The following is an 18,452-nucleotide window of genomic DNA, read 5'->3' on the forward strand; positions in this document are numbered from 1 at the left end:
AAACCCGACGAACTCCTACGAGACGTCCGGAGTCCGCTCGACGATCGTCACGCCCTGCATCTCCGAGAGCGCCGCGAGCACCTCGCGCAGGTGATCCGGTCCGCTGCCTTCGAGGCCGATCGTCACGGGCGTTCGGTTCGGGTGATCGACCGCGGTCCGATCGGCGCGTTCCAGCCGGTCGAGTTCGGCGCCGCGGTCTTCGACGGTCTCCATCACGGCCCCGAGCGTCGTCGGCCAGCCCTCGATCGCCAGGCGAACGTCGACGTAGCGCCCGAGTTCGGCGAGCCCGGTGCGGGTCAGGTCGGCGTGTTCGGTGAGATTGACGTTCCCGCCGGAGACGAGGACGGCGACGTGCTCGCCCGCGACGTCGAGTTCATGCGACAGCAGCGCGGCCAGCGGCGCCGCGCCGGCGCTCTCGGCGACGGTCTTCGCCCGCTCGGCCAGCAGTGCCACCGCGGTCGCGATCTCGCGATCGTCGACGGCCACGACGTCGTCGACGACCTCGCGGGCGACCGCGAAGGTGGTCGAAAGCATGCGGGTGTCCGCGATCCCCTCCGCGACTGTGTCGACGTCCGACAGTTCGCGGATCTCGCCGGCCTCAAGCGACGGTTTGGCGTGGGCGGCGCCCTCGGGCTGGACGCCGACGATGCGAACGTCCCGATCGTGGGCGTTCAGAACCGTACCGACGCCCGAGATGAGGCCGCCGCCGCCGATCGCGACGAGGACGGTGTCCAGTTCGGGGAACTGCTCCAGCAGTTCGAACCCGATCGTCCCCTGGCCGGCGATGATCGCCTCGTCGTCGAAGGGGTGGACGAACGTTCGGCCCGACACCTCGGCGCGTTCGAGGGCGTACTCGTAGGAGCGCTCGTAAATGTCCCCCTCGACGACGACCTCGGCGCCGTAGCCCCGCGTCGCGTCGATCTTCGCCGCGGGGGTCACCTCCGGCACGACGATCGTGGTGTCCACGTCGAGCAGGTCGCCGGCGAGCGCGACGCCCTGGGCGTGGTTTCCGGCGCTCGAGGCGATGACGCCGGTTTCGCGTTCCTCGGGCGAAAGCTGCGCCATCTTGTTGTACGCGCCTCGGATCTTGAACGAGCCCGTCCGTTGGACGTTCTCGAGTTTGAGGCCGACCGAGGCCGCGCCGCTCATCTCCGCGAACGTTCGCGACGTGTCGAGCGGCGTGCGGTGGACGACATCGTCGATCCGATCGCGGGCCCGCTCGACGTCCTCGACGGTGACCGGCGATCGCGGCCCGGTCATGGCCGACGCTCCGTGAGCGCGAGGATCGACTCCGTGAGCACCGAGACGCCGATCTCCAGGCTCCGTTCGTCGACATCGAACGTCGGCGTGTGGTGGCTCGTCGGGTGGTCGGTGCCGACGATCATGTACGACGCGAGCCCCCCGTTCTCCTGGACCCGTTCCATCAGGAAGGTGGCGTCCTCGCTGGCGCCGAAGTCCGCGCTCGGCAGCACGGTGTCGACGCCCGCGACGCCGCGAGCAACCTCGGCGACGAGGCGCTGCAGTTCGGGATCGCTGTCGGCCCGCGGCGACTCGCTCTCGATTTCGACCTCCGCGCGGCAGCCGTGGAGCTCCGCGGCGTTGCGGATGACGCGGCGGAGTCGCGACTTCGCGTACTCCATGAGTTCCGTCGTCTCGCCGCGGGCCTCCGCCTTGAGGGTGGCGTGCTCGGCGATGACGTTGCTCGTCGTTCCCGCCTCGACCCGACCGATGTTCACCCGGGTCATCCCGTCGGCGTGACGCGGGATGCCGTACGCGTTCTCGATCGCCGTTCCGAGCGCGTGGATCGCGTTGTCGCCCTCGTTGGGCGCCTTCCCCGCGTGCGCGGAGGTCCCCTCGATCGTCGCGTCGACGTGGCACATCGCGAGCGGCTTCTCGATGCCGGCGACGACCTCGCCCGTGGGGTGGTCGAGGCCGACGTGGACCGCCAGCAGGTAGTCGAGATCGGCGGTGTAGTCGCTGTTCGCCATCGGACAACCGCCGCCGCTGGTCTCCTCGGCGGGCTGGAAGAAGACGACAAGTCGACCCGAAAAGTCGCTCTCCGAGATCGCTTCGAGAACGGCCAGTCCCCAGGTCATGTGGGCGTCGTGACCGCAGGCGTGCATCGTGCCGTCGATCTCCGAGCGGAACTCCTCGGCGGCCGGCGCGTGGTCCGGATCGGTCGACTCCTCGATGAACAGGCCGTCGATGTCGACCCGCAGTCCGATCGCGGGCCCCTCGCCGCGGTCGAGGATGGCGACTGCGCCCGTGTTTCCGCCCGCCATCCGATCGAGCAGCGCCTCGTCGACGCCCCGCGTTCGGGCGCGCTCGAACCAGGGGTCCAGTTCTGCGTCGTCGGGAACGGCCATCCGATCGGCGGGGTCGTAGGCGTCGGGACCGACGGCGAGATCGTCGACGTCGAGCGCGCGGAGTTCTTCGACGAGGCGCGCGGTGGTGGCGAATTCGCACCACGCGGGCTCCGGATGGCGGTGCAGGTCGCGTCGGACGGCGACGAGCCGATCGCGAATCGATTCGCTCATGCTAGCGACTGACTCGCTCCACCGACTTAATTATACACAATCATCGGTTACGTCGTGTACACAAAAGGGATAAGGTACGGCGTCTCGATCGTCACACAACGCGTCCGTCCGACGCGGCACCGATCGATATGAGCGAGAATCCAGATATCGTCGTTCTCCGAGAGGGGACGGAGGGACTGTCGATGGAATCGTACGTCGAAACGCTGCGCGAGCGACTGCCCGACTCCGACGTGGCGCTGGCGCGAACGCCGAAGGAGGAGCGCGAACTCGTCCCGAAGGCGCAAGTGGTGACCGGGATCACGATCGAGGAGGACCTCCTCGAACGAGCCGATCGGCTCGAGTTGTTCGCGTGCACGTTCGCGGGCACGGACCACGTGCCGATGGACGCGCTCGACGAGCACGGCGTCGCCGTCACGAACGCGGGCGGTATCCACGCGCCGGGCATCGCCGAGCAGGCGATCGGGAACGTGCTCGTGTTCGCCCGGCGGCTCCACGAGGGGTGGCGCCGCAAGCGAAACGGCGAGTGGCGTCACTTCCAATCGTACGAGTTCACGGACAGCACCGTGACGATCGTCGGCCTCGGTTCGATCGGGCGGGAGGTCGTCAAGCGACTCCAGGGGTTCGAGGTCGAGACGATCGGCATCCGCTACACGCCCGAGAAGGGCGGTCCGACCGACGAGGTGCTCGGCTTCGACGAGGACGATATTCACGAGGCCTTCGCCCGCAGCGACTACGTCGTCGTCGCCTGCCCGCTCAACGACCTGACCCGCGGGCTCGTCAGCGAGGCGGAACTGGCGACGCTCCCGCCGAACGCGGTCGTCGTCAACGCCGCCCGCGGCGGGATCGTCGACACCGACGCGCTCGTCTCGGCGCTGCAGACCGAGGGGATCCGCGGCGCCGCGCTCGACGTGACCGATCCCGAACCGCTTCCGAACGACCACCCGCTCTGGGATCTCGAGAACTGCCTCATCACGCCCCACACGGGCGGCCACACGCCGAAACACTGGGATCGTCTCGCCGACATCGTCGCGCACAACGTCGCGGCGCTCGACGAGGGCGGCGAGCTGGAGAACGCGGTTCTCGTCCCCGGGTCGAGCTGACGACCCATGGCGAGCAAGGATTCACGACCGTCCGGGGCCGATCCCGAACCCGTCGACGATCGCGCGACCGGTTCGCGGACCGACGATCCGGCCGACGATCGACCGATCGACTCGGGGACTGACGATCCGGCAGACGATCCGCGGACCGAGTACGAGTACGTCGGCGGCGACGAGAATCGACCCTCGCTGGTGGCGGCGCTGGACGCGCGTATCGACGGCGAGGTCCGCTTCGACGAGTACAGCCGACAGCTGTATGCGACCGACGCGAGCGCCTACGAGGTGACGCCCGTCGGCGTGGTCTTCCCGGCCTCGACCGAGGGCGTCGCCGCCGTCGTCGAATACTGCGCCGATCGAGGAGTCCCGGTCCTCCCGCGGGGCGGCGGGACGAGCCTCGCCGGCCAGGCCGTCAACGAGGCCGTCGTCTTGGACCTCACCGTCCACATGGGCGACCTCCTCGACGTCGCCCCCGACGATCGGCTGGCGACCGTCCAGGCGGGCGCCGTCCTGGCCGAGCTCAACGCCGCGCTCGAACCCCACGACCTGAAGTTCGCGCCCGATCCCGCCGCCGGGAACCGCAGCACGATCGGCGGCGCGATCGGCAACAACTCGACCGGGGCGCACTCCCTGCAGTACGGCAAGACCGACGCCTACGTCGAGGAGTGCGAAGTCGTACTGGCGGACGGCACTGTGACGACGTTCGGTGAAGTGACGGTCGCCGAACTCCGCGATCGGGCCGATCCCGACGGCGACCTTCGCGGGCGGATCCACGAGGCGCTGCGTCGGGTCGTCGACGAGGAGGCCGAGGCGATCGCCGCGGTCTTCCCGCAGTTGAAACGCAACGTCTCGGGGTACAACCTCGATCGACTCGTCGCGGAGGCGTACGGAGAGCCGGAGGCCTTCGACGAGAACACCGAAGCGTCGGTCTCGATCGACGGCGAACCCGACCCCGACGCGACCGTCAACCTCGCTCGCGTCTTCGCTGGCAGCGAGGGAACCCTCGGCGTGGTCACCGAGGCGACCGTCTCGCTCGAACCGATCCCCGAGACGAAAGCCGTTGCGTTGCTGACCTACCGCGACCTGCTCGACGCGATGGCCGACGTCGACGCGATCGTCAGGAACCACGATCCAGCCGCGATCGAGGCGATCGACGACGTGCTGCTCGGCCTCGCCCGCGACACCGAGGAGTTCGCCGCCGTCGCCGATCGGCTCCCGGACGGAACCGAGACCGCGCTGCTCGTCGAGTTCTACGCCGAGGACGACGCCGACGGTCGGGTGAAGGTCCGGGAGTTGCTCGCCGATCGCCTCCCCGGTTCGGCGGGTCCGTCCCCCTCGGCTGAAAACGGGGCGATCGACGAAAGCGACGATCCCGTCCGCGCGTTCGATGCCCGCAAAGCGCACGATCCCGAGGGGCGAGCCGAACTCTGGAAGCTCCGCAAGAGCGCGGCGCCGATCCTGCTCTCGCGAACCTCGGACGCGAAGCACATCTCGTTCATCGAGGACACGGCCGTCCCGACGGAGAACCTCGCCGACTACGTCGCGGATTTCCAGAACGTGCTCGAAACGCACGACACGGTCGCCAGCTTCTACGCCCACGCCGGCCCGGGTTGTATGCACATGCGGCCGCTGGTCGACACCAAGAGCCCGGCCGGGCTGAACCAGTTCGAGGCGATCGCCGACGCCGTGACGGACCTCGTCGTCCGGTACGGCGGCTCGGTCTCCGGCGAACACGGCGACGGCCGCGCCCGAACTCAGTGGAACCGGAAGCTCTACGGCGACGAGGTCTGGTCGCTGTTTCGCGACCTGAAGACGGCGTTCGATCCGGACTGGCTCCTGAACCCCGGAAACGTCTGCGGCGACCACGACCTGACCGAGCACCTCCGATTCTCTCCCGGCTACGAGTTCGACGCCGGCTTCGATCCCGCGCTGAACTGGGAGAACGAAAACGAGATGCAGGGCATGGTCGAACTCTGTCACGGCTGCGCCGGCTGTCGCGGCGCCCAGGAGACGACCGGAGGGGTGATGTGTCCGACCTACCGCGCGGCGGAAGAAGAGGGGCTGAGCACCCGCGGTCGGGCGAACATGCTCCGCCAGGCCATGAGCGGCGATCTCGACGCCGACGCGACGGACGCCGAGTTCGTGGCCGAGGTGGTCGACCTCTGTGTCGGCTGTAAGGGCTGCGCCCGGGACTGTCCGAGCGAGGTCGACATGGCCAAGCTCAAAGCGGAAGTCGAGCACGCCCGCCACGAGGCCCACGGCGCGACGCTGCGCGATCGGCTCTTCGCGAACGTCGACCGGGTCAACGCCCTCGGCTCGAAACTCGCGCCGCTTTCGAACTGGGCCGCGTCGCTGCCGGGCGCGAACGTGATCGCCGAGAAGACGCTGGGGATCGCCCGCGACCGATCGCTCCCGCCCTTCGCCGCCGAGAGTTTCGAGGACTGGTTCGCAAAGCGCGGCTCCTGCGTCGGGCTCGCGGAGGCCGATCGGAAGGTCCTGCTGTTTCCCGACACCTACACGAACTACAACCACCCCCGCGCCGGGAAGGCGGCCGTGCAGGTCCTCGAAACGGCGGGCGTCCACGTCCGGATTCCCGAGGGCGTCACGTCGACGGGCCGGCCGGCCTTCTCGAAGGGGTTCCTCGAAACCGCTCGCGAGCGAGCGCGGACGAACGTCGACGCCCTTCGCCCCTTCGTTGAGGACGGCTGGGAGGTCGTCCTGATCGAACCCTCCGATGCGGTGATGCTTCAGTCCGATTATCGAGATTTACTCTCGGGCGACGACATCGATCGCGTGGCGGCTAATACGTACGGCGTGATGGAGTATCTCGATACGTTCGACCTGGTCGCTACCCTCCCGCTGGCCGAGCCGACGGAGCGGCTGACCTACCACGGGCACTGCCACCAGAAAGCCACGAAAAAGGACGGGCACGCGACGACCGTCCTCCGGGCTGCGGGCTACGAGGTCGACGCACTCGATTCGGGCTGTTGTGGCATGGCCGGCTCGTTCGGCTACGAGGCCGAGCACTACTCGCTGAGCGCGGCGATCGGCCGCATCCTCTTCGACCAAGTCGACGAGAGCGACGGCGAGACGGTCGTCGCACCGGGCGCGTCCTGTCGGAGCCAACTTTCGGGGCACGACGGCTGCGCGGAGCCATCCCACCCGATCGAGAACGTATCGGACGCGCTCTCGAGCGAAGATCCTCGCTGATGTGACGCCGGCCGGTTTTCGCCGGTCGCGATTTACGCGACTCCGCGCTCGACCGACCGCGGCGATCGATTTCGGTGGTCCCGCCACGCCGTGCCGATCGGTGAATCTTCTTTACGAACACCGTGTAATGAGACCACATGACATCAACCGTACTGGACGACGTCGACAGGGAGATCCTGTACGCGTTTCAGCAAGACGCCCGCAACACGACGACGCGGAATATCAGTGAGCGAGTGGGCGTGACGGCGAGCACCATCAGTAACCGTATCGCCCAGCTCGAAGCGGACGGGATCATCACCAACTACTACACGACGCTCGATTACGAGCGGGCAGGCTTTCCCTTGCACGTCCTGATCAGGGGTACCGCCCCGATAGCCGAGCGGGAAGGCCTCGCTCGCCGGGCGCTCGACATCCCCGGCGTCGTGAACATCCGCGAACTGATGGTTGGAGAGGGTAATATCCGGCTCGAAACCGTCGGCCAGTCCAACGACGACATCACGCGGATCGTCACGGTGCTGTCGAAGATGGGCGTATCGATCAGCGACGAAGTCCTCGTTCGAAATCAGTATTACCGTCCGCTGGCCTTCCTCGAGACGGAGGTCGAGAGCTGATGGCGATATAGAACGTCGTTTACAACCTGGCACCGAGTACTTATATCTCCGAATATTTTCGCAGAACCTGCGCACGAACGGACGAGAACGACTATCAGCTACACGATCGCACTGCTAGACGAGGCCAGGTGACTATGAAAGAGCCAGCTAGTTCCACCGCCGAGTGGAACGACGAAGAACTCGACGATAGTTTCAGGATTCTATCCGACCCCGTCCGGCGACATCTGCTTCGACGACTGTCTCGGGAGCGCGACGTCGCAACCATCGACGAACTGTGCGACGGGCTTCCGACCGGCAGTACCGGGAAACCGCTCGGTGATGAAACGCGGATCGCACTCTTGCACGCCCACCTACCGATGCTCGCCGACGCCGGGATCATCGATTTCGATCGGGAACGAGAGACGGTCCGCTATCGGAGCGGACACCGCATCGAATCCCTCCTGGGGCTAAAACTCGTCACCGCCGATGCGTAAGTGCCCCGGAACTCTCGACCGTAACGGTCGGAGTTCCGATCAGAAGGTAGCCTCGCATTAGTCAACGGTAGTGTGCAGACGCACCCGTCGTCGGCGCGGTTCCATCGACAGTATCCGGATTCGATGAGCTTCTCGGCGGTAACGAGCGCCGAATCGAACTCCTTCTCCGGCTCGGCTTCCCGTTAGGACGGCGGGGTCATCTCACGCGGTAAACAGCTCCCGCGGAAAGTCGGCCAGCGTCTCCGCGCCGCTGCCGGTGACGCGGAACGTCTCGCTGATCTCCATCCCGACGTCCGCCGTCCAGATGCCGGGGATCATGTGAAACGTCATGTCCTCCTCGAGCACCGTCTCGTCGCCGGGGCGGATGCTCGCGGTGTGTTCGCCCCAGTCCGGCGGGTAGCCCAGCCCCATCGAGTACCCGATGCGGTCTTCCTTCTCGATGTCGTACCGCGCGATCGTCTCGCGCCAGGCCTTCTCGACGACCTCGCAGGTGACTCCGGGCTCGACGGCGTCGAGCGCGGCTTCGATCCCTTCGACGACGATGTCCGCGGTGCGCTCGAGTTCGGCGGGCGGGTCGCCGACGAACGTCGTTCGCGCGAGCGGCGAGTGGTACCGGTGGCGACAGCCTGAGAGTTCGATGATGACCGGATCCCCGTCTTGAAACGGCCGATCGGTCCAAGTCAGGTGCGGCGTGTCCGTGTGGTCGCCCGACGGCATCAGCGGGACGATCGAGGGGTAGTCGCCGCCGTACTCGTCGGTGCCGGCGATCAGCGCGTCGTAGATCGCTCGGGCCGCCTCGTACTCGGGAACGCCGGCCTCGATCGCGTCGATCCCTGCCTGCATCGCGTTCTCGGAGATCCGCGCCGCCTCGCGCATGTACTCGAGTTCCCGCTCGGACTTCTTGATCCGAACCCAGTTGACGAGCAGCGTCGCGTCCTCGAACTCGGCGTCCGGCAGGTTCTGCTGCAACCGCGTGTACGACTTCGCCGTGAAGTAAGAGGCGTCCATCTCGAGGCCGATCCGGCCGTCGGCGACGTCGAGTTCCTCCAGGACGCCGGCGAGGTAGTCCATCGGGTGGAGGTCGTACGGCGAGTGGACGTGGTCGTCGCTGTACGATCGGATGCTCTCCTCGGAGAGCCACGTCGTCGCCCGGGCGCCGTTCGCGTCCATCTCTCGACCGACCCAGACCGGTTCGTCCCGATCGGGCGTGACGACGACCGCCTGGTGGACGTAGAACGACCAGCCGTCGTACCCCGTCAGGTAGTTCATGTTCGCCGGATCGGCGACCACGACGGCGTCGAGGCCCTTCTCCCGAAGCTTCGCTTTCGTTTGCGTAACCCGCCGTTCGTACTCTCGTTCGTCGAAAATTTCCTGGGGCATGGTACCAAGCGCTCTACCGAGGTGGTCGTTCACGAACGATAAAAGTTTTTCGTGTACATTAGATACAGTATGTGTGTACGTATCGTCGAACCTTCGCGATCGGTACTCCGATTGTGATCTCTCGGCCGATTTCAGTGAGGGAGACGTCTCCCGGCCAGTTCACGCTGCGCGGCCGAGCGGACCGACCCGGAGAAATACATTATTCTTGAGGGCGTACGCTCTCACATGACCGACACCGAACTCGCCGATCGGGAGTGTATCGCCTGTACGAGCGACGACGACCCGCTCGAGGGAGACGAACTCGAGGAATTGTACGCGGATCTCGACGCTGACGTCTGGGAGGTCGTCGACGAACACCACCTCGAGGGAACCTACGAGTTCGAGGACTTCCGAGACGCGCTCGAGTTCACGAAGGACGTCGGCGAACTCGCCGAGGCGGAGTGGCACCACCCCAACATCCACCTCTCGTGGGGCGAGGTCGTGATCGAGATGTGGACCCACAAGATCGACGGCCTGTTCGAGACGGACTTCATCATGGCCGCGCGGATGGACCGCATCTACGAGGCGTTCGCGCCGGAAGCGTAGCCGAATCGGGTGGAAACGTCCGGAGCGATCGCTCGGAGTCCGTTCGGGTTCTGGACCGGACTTTAGGCGTTCCCCGGCGGAGCACGAATATGGACGTCGAGACCATCCTCTCGAGGCCACCCGATCCATGGACCCACAGCTTCCCGGACTACTCGCTCCCCCGCGTGGAGCCGGTGATGCCGATCGCGGTAACCCGAGACGAACTGTCTCCCTCTGTCGCTCTACGAGCGGTTCGCGGCCGTCGATCCCACCGGCATCGAGTCGAATCCGTTCCTGAAAGCGACGACCGACTTCCTTCAGCAGACCTTCGGCGTACCCCAGTATCGGCCGGACGACCAACTCAACGACGGCGGCGCGGCCATGCTGAACGGCTTTTCGAACGACCTCGCGGGCGAGAAGCTCGGCGTGGTCGACGCGACGCCTAACCACCACAAGACGCTCTACTTCTTCCTGCTTACCTATCGCGGCTACTACTCCGCCCCCCACGTTCGGCTCGATCCGGACGCCGACGCGGTGGAAACGCTGTACCGGATCCACGATCGCGTCGCGAAACAGGAACCGTACCTCAAGCGACCGCAGACGATCTTCGAGTAACTACTCGAGCGCGCCGTGCAGGTCCGCCGCCACGTCGGCGTGGGCCTCGTGCGCGACCGTGAGCTCCGTCGGCGGCTCCAGCATCCCGAAGAAGCCGTGGATCACGTCCGGGTAGTTCCGGCAGGTGACGGGGACGTCCGCATCGGCGAGTCGATCGGCGTAGGCCGCGCCGTCGTCGCGCAGGGGGTCGAACCCCGCCGTGACGACCGTCGCTGGCGGGAGCGACGAGAGCAGGCGATCGCTCGCGAGTCGGGGTGCGGCGAGGACGTTCCACTCGTCGAGTTCGCGCTCGAAGTAGTGGTTCCGGAACCACTCGCTCTCCGCCGTCGAGAGGAGGTAGCCGTCGCCGTAGGCGTCGTAGGACTCGGTCTCGCTCGCGTCCCCCGTCACCGGGTAGACGAGCACCTGGTACGCGACCGACGGCCCGCCGCGGCGGACCGTCAACAGCGCCGTCGCGGTGGCGAGGTTTCCGCCCGCGCTGTCGCCCGCGACGACGAGTCGATCGCGATCGCCCCCGAGCTCGTCGACGTTCCGAGCGGTCCACTCGAGTGCGGTGTAACAGTCCTCAAGACCCGCGGGAAACGGGTGTTCGGGCGCGAGACGATAGCCGACGCTGACGACCGGGTAACCGGTTTCGGTCGCGAGCGTTCGACACGTCGAGTCGGCGCCGTCGATGCTGCCGACGACCCACCCGCCGCCGTGGACGTAACAGATCGTCGGCCGCGACTCGGCGCCGTCCGCCGCTCGTTCGGGTGCCGGATCGTAGATCCGGATCGGGATCTCTCCCACCGGGCCGTCGATCCGTCGATCCTCGACCCGCGCGACATCGATGTCGGAGTCTCGGACCATCGCCTCCGTCGCCGCGCGCGCCTCCTCCGGGGAGAGGTCGGTGAGCGACGGCGCGTCCATCGACTCCAGCAGGTCGATGACTGCCCGCACTTCGGGGTGTGGTTCGTCCGCAGCGTGTGCCTCGTCGATCGCCCGCGAATCGTCCGGGGAACTCCTCATAACTGCCCACTCACCTCGATCGTTCAAAAATTCGACCGTTTCCGCCGTCGAACGACTCGATCGTATCAGACCGTTTATTTCGGTCCGGTGCGCCTGTCCGGACAATGACGAACCAGGACCTCATCGCGGCACTTCGCGATGCGGAGGCCGTCACGTTCGGCGAGTTCGAGCTCTCGCACGGCGGCACGAGCGAGTACTACGTCGACAAGTACCTCTTCGAAACCGACCCGCGCTGTCTCCAGTTGATCGCCGAGGCGTTCGCCTCCCGGCTCGACGCGGACGACAAGCTCGGCGGCGTCGCGCTCGGCGGCGTCCCGCTGGCGGCCGCGACCAGCGTGGCCGCCGGCGTTCCCTACGTCATCGCGCGCAAGCAGCGTAAGGAATACGGCACCGGGAACCTGATCGAGGGCCGCCTCGACGAGGGCGAGGAAGTCGTCGTCGTCGAGGATATCGTCACCACGGGGACGAGTCTCGTCGACGCCGTCGAGGCGCTGCGCGACGCCGGCGCGTCCGTCGATCGGGCGCTCGTCGTCGTCGATCGGCAGGAAGGCGGCCGCGAAAACGTCGCGGACGCCGGCGTCGAGATGGAGGCGCTGGTGACGGCCGAGGACCTGCTGGCCGATCGGGACTGATCGAAAACCGAGCGCGAGACGATCGCTGATCGACGGCACGGACGCGCTCGAGACGGCGATTTTTTGGGGCGCGACGTCAGTCTCGGTCTATGGACGACGAAACGGTCGGGATCGCGCTCGTGCTCACCTCCGCCGTCGGGTTCGGCACGCTGGGGATCTTCGGTGTTATCGCCGCCGAAGAGGGGCTCTCGATCCCGTCCGTGCTCGCACTTCGGTTCTCCCTCGCGACGGTCGTCGTCTGGGCGGTCCGCTGGTACCGGGATCGATTTCGGGTCCCGAGCGGTCGGGTGCTGGCGATCGCGGTCGCGCTCGGTGCAATCGGGTACGCGACCCAGAGCGGGCTCTACTTCTTCGGGCTCGAGTTCATGACGGCCGGGATGGTCGCGATCGTCCTCTACACGTACCCGGCGTTCGTCGTCTGTCTCGTCGCGATCGCGAACCCTGACCGGGTGACGAGGATCCTTTTGGTCGCGCTCGGCCTGTCGATCAGCGGCGTCGCGCTCATCACCGGCGTCGACCCAGCCGGCGCCGACCCGCGGGGCGTCGTCGTGGTCCTCGGTGCGGCGTTCGCCTACTCGCTGTACATCGTCGTGAGCCAGCGGGCGCTCGCAACGGTCGACGCCGAGACACTGACGGCGTTCGTCCTGCCTGCGGCGGCCGCGAGCTTCGTCGCATTCGGGCTGGGCACGAACACCCTCGCGATGCCGGACGGCGCGATCGGCTGGGGCGTCGTCTTCGCGATCGCGATCCTCGCGACCGTCGTTCCTGTCCTCACCTTCTTCGCCGGAATCGCGAGGATCGGCGCGAGCCGGGCGAGTATCATCAGCACCGCCGAACCGGCGGTCACCGTCGCACTCGGCGCCCTCGTACTCGGAGAGCCCGTGACGGTTGTGACGATCGGCGGCGGCGCGCTCGTCGTCGCGGGCGTGATTCTCATCCAGCGCGAAGACGCCTGACCGACTCACGCCGGATTCGGGACGAGCCGACGTCCGGTTCGCGTTTACGTTCACTTTCACTACACTTGGCTGACGTAATTACGGCGGCCGTCCGTGCTGGTAGCATGGACGATCGAGTCAGGCGACACGCCGAAATTCTCGTCGACTACTGCACCGAAATCGGGCCCGACGATAACATTCTCGTTCGAGCGCCGGCCCCGGCGGAGGATCTCGTCGTCGCGCTGTACGAACGGATCGGAAAGCGAGGCGCGCACCCGACGACCCAGTGGGTGAATCCGCGGGCCGGTCGCGCGTACGCTCGCGAGATGGATCCCGCGGATTTTCGCACGAAGGACCACCAACTCGCGGCGATGACCGAAACGGATGTCGTGATTCTCGTCAAGGCCACGAGAAACGTCGCCGAGACCGGCGATGTCGATCCGGAAAAAGGACAGGCGGCGAGTCGCGCGAAACAGCCCATCGTGGAGAAGCGCCTCGATACGCGCTGGGTCATGACCGAACACCTCACGCCCGCTACCGCCCAGCAAGCGGAGATGAGTACCGAGGCGTGGACCGACTACGTGTACGGCGCGATCGATCGAGACTGGGAGGCCCAACGCGAGTTCCAGCAACAGCTAGTGGACGTTCTCGACGAGGCTGATACCATCCGGATCGTCTCGGGCGACACCACCGACCTTCGCCTCTCCGTTGCCGGGATGCGGGCGGTAAACGATGCCGGCGAAACGAATCTCCCCGGCGGCGAGGTGTTTACCGCGCCGATTCCGGACTCCGTCGAGGGGACGGTCAGCTTCGATATGCCGGTGTACCGTCGCGGACGACCGATCCACGACGTTCGGCTCACGTTCGACGCCGGGGAGGTCGTCGACTACGCTGCGAGCCGAAACGAGGAGGCGCTCGCGAGCATGCTTGAGACGGACGACGGCGCGCGTCGCGTCGGCGAACTCGGGATCGGGATGAACCGCGGCATCGATCGGTTCAGCGACACCATCCTCTTCGACGAGAAGATGGGCGACACCGTCCACGTCGCGCTCGGAAACGCGATCGAAGAGTGCGTTCCGGACGATCGGCTGTTTAACGATAGCGCGATCCACGCGGACATGCTCGTCGATATGAGCCGCAACTCGTTCGTCGAAGTCGACGGGGAGGTCGTCCAGCGAAACGGCACGTTCCGATTCGAAGACGGGTTCGCCGCCGCGTGATCGAAACCGACAACGGGAGTGCGAGATGAGCGTCACATTCGATCCCGAGATCCCCAGAGAACGGCAGACGATCCGACTTCCCGAACCGAAACTCGCGCGGTTTCGCGACTGGGCGATCGAGGGCACCGGCCTGACAACCGCGGCCCGCGTCTCAGATCCCGACGGGCGGATCGCCCTCGTCGAGAACCGGTGGTCCGACGGCTGGATACTGCCCGGCGGCGGCGTCGAACCCGGCGAGGAGCCGATCGACACGGCGCGACGCGAGGTCCGCGAGGAAACCGGCCTGGCGGCGACGATCGACGACCCGATCCTCGTCGTCGATCAGACGTACGTCTCCGAGCGCGACGGCGAGGAGCGGCTTTCGGCCCGGTACGTCGTCTACGCCGCTCGGGCCGAGGGGACGATCCCGGAGGCCGATAGACTGGGCGTCACCGACGGCGAAATCGCGGCGGCGCGCTGGTTCGAAATGCTTCCCGAGGACCTCCACGACGGCGACCTGCTGCGCCCGTATCTGTAGGACCGTCGTTGGATCTGCGCCCTCGACGGCTCACTGCCCGTACGATTCGAACTTCTCGATCACCGTCTCGAGTTGGTCGTCCGTGAGCGTCTCCGGTTCGAGGCCGGCCGATCGCGCCTCCAGATAGATTCGGGCGAGGCTCTCGACGTGAATCGTATTTTCGAGGGCGGTTTCGAGATCCAGTGCGGTGACGACGAGGCCGTGGTTCTCGATGAACGAGGCGGTCGAATCGGCCCCGTCCATCGCGGTCACGATGTTCTCGGCGAGTTCGTCGGTACCGTAGGGGGCGTACTCGGCGACCGGGACGCGCTTGCCGACCGCGACGATCATGTAGTGGATCGGCGGCAGCGGCTCGTGTGCGATCGCCAGCGTCGTCGACCACGGCGAGTGGGTGTGGACGATCGCGCCGACCTCCTCGCGCCGGTAGATGGCGGCGTGCATCGGCACCTCGCTGCTGGGCGCCATCCGGCCGTCGCGCCGGTCGCCGTCGACGCCGACCACGGGCACGTCCTCGGCGCCGAAACTGTCGTACGGAACGCCGGTGGGCGTGATCGCGAAGGCGTCTCCGTCGCGGCCGTCGCGGACGCTGAGGTTCCCCGTGCGACCGGGGGTGAGCGTCGCGAGTTCCGAGGCGTGCGCGACGACCGCCCGGCGTTCGTCTTCGAGAATCATCGGATCGCCTCCGAAGCACGTACCGGCGTACTCGAATTCGCCGCGCTCATGCGACCACCTCCGTCAGGTCGGCGAAGGCGTCGATCCGGTGATCCGGTTCGCGATCGCCCGCGAGCGACGCGCCGTCGACGTCGTCCTCCGGATCGAACAGCACCGTCTCCAGGCCGACCGCGTTCGCGCCGGCGATGTCGGCGTCGACGTTGTCGCCGACCATCACCGCCTCCGACGCGCGCCGATCGAGCCGCGCAAGCGGGAGCGTGAACATAACCGAGCCCGGTTTCTCCCGGCCCGTCTCCTCGGAGGTCAACAGCAGATCGACGTGTTCCTCGATTCCCAGCCTCTCGAGTTTCGCGAGCTGGATGCGCGTGGTGAGGTTCGTCACGATCCCGACGTCGATTCCCGCCGCCCGAAGCGCGGAGAGGGTCTCCTCGACGTCCGGGTAGGGCGACATCTCGTCCAGGTAGGCGCTCCAGAACGCCTCGCCGATCGCCCTGGCGTCGCCGGGTCTGGCCGTCCCCGCGTGCATCTCGAGTCCGCGCTTGAAGTAGAGAAACCGCTCGTGGCTCGCGGCCGTCCCCGGAACGTCGCGTTTGACGGCGCGGCGGCCCGCCTGGTAGAGCGATTCGAACCCGTCGCGATCGAACTCGTACCCCAGGTCGCGGGCTCGGTTCCACGCGGCCTCCTTCGCCGCCTCGTTGCAGGGCGCGTACGGATAGAGCGTGTCGTCGAGGTCGAAGAACGCAGCCTCGATTGGCATACACTGTCGTGTGCCGCGGAGCAGGAAACCAGTATCGGTGCTGACACTGCGGCTCGGACGATCGGATGAGTCACTGCCCGATACCGTCACGCCGCCGGGAACCGACGCTGTCTCCAGTTCGATGCACTGTCGGAGGAATCTGAGAGAAAGTAGATGGTAATGCCGCGCGTAAAGTACGTGACTCTCTCGGGAACGGGCGATCCGCTGGTTCTGCGCGAGTCAGGAGCATACTATGGGAACAGACGAACGGGTGGATGCAAGTGAATCGGGCCGACTTGAACAGCCCGCCGCGCCGTCGCGGTGGAGTCCGTGGCGGTTCCGACAGCGATCGTGGGTCACCGACGAGAATCGGAAGTGGTGGGTCGTCCTGGCGACCGGGCTGGCGATGGTGCTGGTCACCGTCGACTTCAACGGCATCACGGTCGCGCTCCCGACGATCGGTCGGGACCTCGACACCTCGACGACGGGGCTGCAGTGGACCGTCAACGCCTACCTCCTGAGTTTCGCGGCGTCGATGGTGGCCTTCGGCCGGCTGGCCGACATCTTCGGCCGGCGCAAAGTGCTCCTCCTCGGAATCGGTATCTTCACCAGCGCGTCCGCACTGTGCGGGTTCGCCCAGACCGACTGGTGGCTGATCTCGGCCCGGATCGTACAGGGCGTCGGCGCCGCGGGCTTCTTCGCGGCCTCTCTGCCGATCGTCAGCAACGCCTTCCCGTCGGAAGAACGCGCCAGAGGCATCGCGATGTGGGCCGCCGTCAGTGGGGTGGGCCTGGCGATCGGCCCGCTCGTCGGCGGATTCCTCACCGAGTCGCTCTCGTGGCGGTGGTTCTTCTTCTTCAACGTCCCGGTCGCCGTCATCACGGTGATCCTCACGCTGGCGGTCGTCAGCGAATCCCGCGACGACTCCGTCGCAGACCACGTCGATATACCCGGCCTGGTGACCGTCACCGCCGGCCTCGCGGCGCTGGTGCTTGGCATCCAGCAGAGCGACACGTTCGGCTGGACGTCGCCGATCGTGATCGGCGCGCTGGTCGCCGCGGCGATCCTGCTCGGACTGTTCGCGGCGATCGAGTTTCGCGTTCGCGATCCGCTGATCGACCTCGAACTGTTCGCCGATCGCAGCTACCTGGGCGCGAACACCGTCGGCTTCACGGCGAACTTCGGCTGCGGCGCGCTGCTGTTCTTCCTCACGCTCTACCTCCAGAACGTGCTGGGATACTCGCCCCTGAACGCGGGGCTCGTCTTCCTCGCGTTCACCGTGCCGCTGGTGATCTTCGAGACGAAATCGAGCGCGATCTCCGCCTGGATCGGCTCGCGGCGATCGATGGCCGGCGGCATGACCCTGATGGCGGCGTCGTTCGCGCTGCTCGCCCTCCTGTCGCCGACGAGCGGGCTGACGTTCGTCGTCGTCGCGCTCGCGATCCAGGGCGTCGGCCTGGGCGTCGCCTACTCCGTCTCGAGCACGGCGGGGATGGACGCCGTTCCGGACGCCAAGGCCGGCGCGGCCTCCGGTATCCTGGGAATGATCCGAATCCTGGGCGTCGTCTTCGGCGTCGCGATCGGCGGCGCACTGTTCAAGGCGCTCGAATCCCGGCGGCTCGCGTCGTTACTCGCCGACGCCGGCGCCGGGCTCGGCGCGTCCGAGCGGACCGAGATCCGCGGACTGCTCTCGGGCTCGAGCGCCGCCGAGGCGAAGGTCCGCCAGCTCTCCCCGGAAGTCGCCGGCCAGGTCGAGGAGATCGTGCGCGAGGCGTTCGTCTACGGCTTCGACGGCGCGATGGTGCTGTGTGCGATCGTTGCGATCGTCGGCATCGCAGGCGCGCTACTGGTGGCCGAAGACGATCCGGAGTCGGAGCGCTCCGACTCCGACTGATCGCGCCCGTCGTCGAAGCTGCCGGCGTGTCCGGGTTCGTCGAGGGTGCCGGGGGCATTCGCGGCGTTCAAAACGGGATTTACGACTCAACCAATAGTCTGACAGACGACGGCGATCGGCTGTACGACGCGTACTGCCGCTGACCCCGCCTTGAAACCGCGATCGGGTCCTCGCGACCGATCGCCGGACGCCGTTCCATCACAATGTTTTTATCCCGGTCGAGACTACGCGTATCCACGATGGTAGGTGTCCGCTTTACAGGGGCTCTCGCCCGCTTCTAACTCACACCTACCGCTCGCTGTGTTCCGATCGACCCACGGCGAAGCGGCGCGCGCGACCCGCCTACCGAACTTC

16 protein-coding genes and 1 pseudogene are annotated in these 18,452 nt (G+C 66.8%); 11 read left to right on the forward strand and 6 right to left on the reverse strand.

Features of this window, described 5'->3' with window-relative positions:
• Nucleotides 1-15 precede the first annotated feature (15 nt).
• Both ilvA and MUH00_RS02780 read right to left on the reverse strand, forming a co-directional pair.
• Nucleotides 16-1,260, reverse strand: coding sequence for a threonine ammonia-lyase (gene ilvA, locus MUH00_RS02775; protein WP_247002251.1), 1,245 nt, complete (start codon nt 1,258-1,260; stop codon nt 16-18).
• Nucleotides 1,257-2,537 carry an amidohydrolase gene (locus tag MUH00_RS02780; RefSeq protein ID WP_247002252.1) on the reverse strand — a complete coding sequence of 427 codons (1,281 nt, stop codon included), beginning with the start codon at nt 2,535-2,537 and terminating at the stop codon, nt 1,257-1,259. The genes ilvA and MUH00_RS02780 overlap by 4 nt, the downstream gene beginning before the upstream one ends.
• Nucleotides 2,538-2,665: 128 nt before the next feature.
• Between MUH00_RS02780 and MUH00_RS02785 the strand changes: the two genes are divergently transcribed.
• The 4 genes from MUH00_RS02785 to MUH00_RS02800 all read left to right on the forward strand — a co-directional run bounded on the left by MUH00_RS02785 (nt 2,666) and on the right by MUH00_RS02800 (nt 7,925).
• Nucleotides 2,666-3,637: an NAD(P)-dependent oxidoreductase gene (locus tag MUH00_RS02785; protein ID WP_247002253.1), complete on the forward strand. Its 972-nt coding sequence runs from the start codon at nt 2,666-2,668 to the stop codon at nt 3,635-3,637.
• Nucleotides 3,638-3,643: 6 nt separating this feature from the next.
• Nucleotides 3,644-6,841 (forward strand): FAD-binding and (Fe-S)-binding domain-containing protein, encoded by a 3,198-nt coding sequence (locus tag MUH00_RS02790; protein ID WP_247002254.1) that lies wholly within the window; start codon nt 3,644-3,646, stop codon nt 6,839-6,841.
• 137 nt (nt 6,842-6,978) lie between these two features.
• The gene (locus MUH00_RS02795) at nt 6,979-7,452 is read left to right on the forward strand and encodes an Lrp/AsnC family transcriptional regulator (protein WP_247002255.1); all 474 of its coding nucleotides are present in this window, start codon (nt 6,979-6,981) and stop codon (nt 7,450-7,452) included.
• Nucleotides 7,453-7,586: 134 nt separating this feature from the next.
• Nucleotides 7,587-7,925, forward strand: coding sequence for a DUF7344 domain-containing protein (locus MUH00_RS02800; protein WP_247002256.1), 339 nt, complete (start codon nt 7,587-7,589; stop codon nt 7,923-7,925).
• Between the two features lie 201 nt (nt 7,926-8,126).
• Here the strand turns inward: MUH00_RS02800 and MUH00_RS02805 are convergent, their stop codons facing one another.
• The gene (locus tag MUH00_RS02805; protein WP_247002257.1) at nt 8,127-9,305 is read right to left on the reverse strand and encodes a M24 family metallopeptidase; all 1,179 of its coding nucleotides are present in this window, start codon (nt 9,303-9,305) and stop codon (nt 8,127-8,129) included.
• 225 nt (nt 9,306-9,530) lie between these two features.
• On the opposite strand from MUH00_RS02805, the gene MUH00_RS02810 reads away from it, so the two are divergent.
• Together MUH00_RS02810 and MUH00_RS02815 are read left to right on the forward strand one after the other, a co-directional pair.
• On the forward strand, nt 9,531-9,890 hold the full coding sequence (locus MUH00_RS02810; protein WP_247002258.1) for a 4a-hydroxytetrahydrobiopterin dehydratase: 360 nt from the start codon (nt 9,531-9,533) through the stop codon (nt 9,888-9,890).
• Nucleotides 9,891-9,979: 89 nt separating this feature from the next.
• Nucleotides 9,980-10,484, forward strand: a pseudogene (locus tag MUH00_RS02815) (hypothetical protein).
• Here MUH00_RS02815 and MUH00_RS02820 read toward each other — a convergent pair.
• The gene (locus MUH00_RS02820) at nt 10,485-11,492 is read right to left on the reverse strand and encodes an alpha/beta hydrolase (RefSeq protein WP_247002259.1); all 1,008 of its coding nucleotides are present in this window, start codon (nt 11,490-11,492) and stop codon (nt 10,485-10,487) included. It lies immediately after the preceding pseudogene.
• A 104-nt stretch (nt 11,493-11,596) separates the two neighbouring features.
• Between MUH00_RS02820 and pyrE the strand changes: the two genes are divergently transcribed.
• From pyrE to MUH00_RS02840, 4 genes are all read left to right on the forward strand, one after another.
• On the forward strand, nt 11,597-12,124 hold the full coding sequence (gene pyrE, locus MUH00_RS02825) for an orotate phosphoribosyltransferase (RefSeq protein WP_247002260.1): 528 nt from the start codon (nt 11,597-11,599) through the stop codon (nt 12,122-12,124).
• 89 nt (nt 12,125-12,213) lie between these two features.
• Complete coding sequence (locus MUH00_RS02830; RefSeq protein ID WP_247002261.1) at nt 12,214-13,080, forward strand: EamA family transporter; 867 nt, start codon at nt 12,214-12,216, stop codon at nt 13,078-13,080.
• Between the two features lie 104 nt (nt 13,081-13,184).
• A complete protein-coding gene (locus MUH00_RS02835; RefSeq protein WP_247002262.1) occupies nt 13,185-14,279 on the forward strand; it encodes an aminopeptidase in 1,095 nt (364 codons plus the stop codon).
• A 25-nt stretch (nt 14,280-14,304) separates the two neighbouring features.
• Complete coding sequence (locus MUH00_RS02840) at nt 14,305-14,796, forward strand: NUDIX hydrolase (RefSeq protein WP_247002263.1); 492 nt, start codon at nt 14,305-14,307, stop codon at nt 14,794-14,796.
• A 30-nt stretch (nt 14,797-14,826) separates the two neighbouring features.
• Here MUH00_RS02840 and MUH00_RS02845 read toward each other — a convergent pair whose 3' ends face one another.
• Nucleotides 14,827-15,468 carry a ribulose-1-phosphate aldolase gene (locus MUH00_RS02845; RefSeq protein ID WP_247002264.1) on the reverse strand — a complete coding sequence of 214 codons (642 nt, stop codon included), beginning with the start codon at nt 15,466-15,468 and terminating at the stop codon, nt 14,827-14,829.
• 46 nt (nt 15,469-15,514) lie between these two features.
• The gene (locus MUH00_RS02850; protein ID WP_247002265.1) at nt 15,515-16,225 is read right to left on the reverse strand and encodes a ribulose-1,5-bisphosphate 5-phosphatase; all 711 of its coding nucleotides are present in this window, start codon (nt 16,223-16,225) and stop codon (nt 15,515-15,517) included.
• A gap of 232 nt (nt 16,226-16,457) precedes the next feature.
• Here MUH00_RS02850 and MUH00_RS02855 point away from each other — a divergent pair, with 232 nt between their 5' ends.
• Nucleotides 16,458-18,098 carry an MFS transporter gene (locus MUH00_RS02855; protein ID WP_247002266.1) on the forward strand — a complete coding sequence of 547 codons (1,641 nt, stop codon included), beginning with the start codon at nt 16,458-16,460 and terminating at the stop codon, nt 18,096-18,098.
• The last annotated feature ends 354 nt before the right edge of the window (nt 18,099-18,452 follow it).

This window comes from Halosolutus gelatinilyticus (assembly GCF_023028105.1).
GTDB classification, from domain to species: Archaea; Halobacteriota; Halobacteria; order Halobacteriales; family Natrialbaceae; genus Halosolutus; species Halosolutus gelatinilyticus.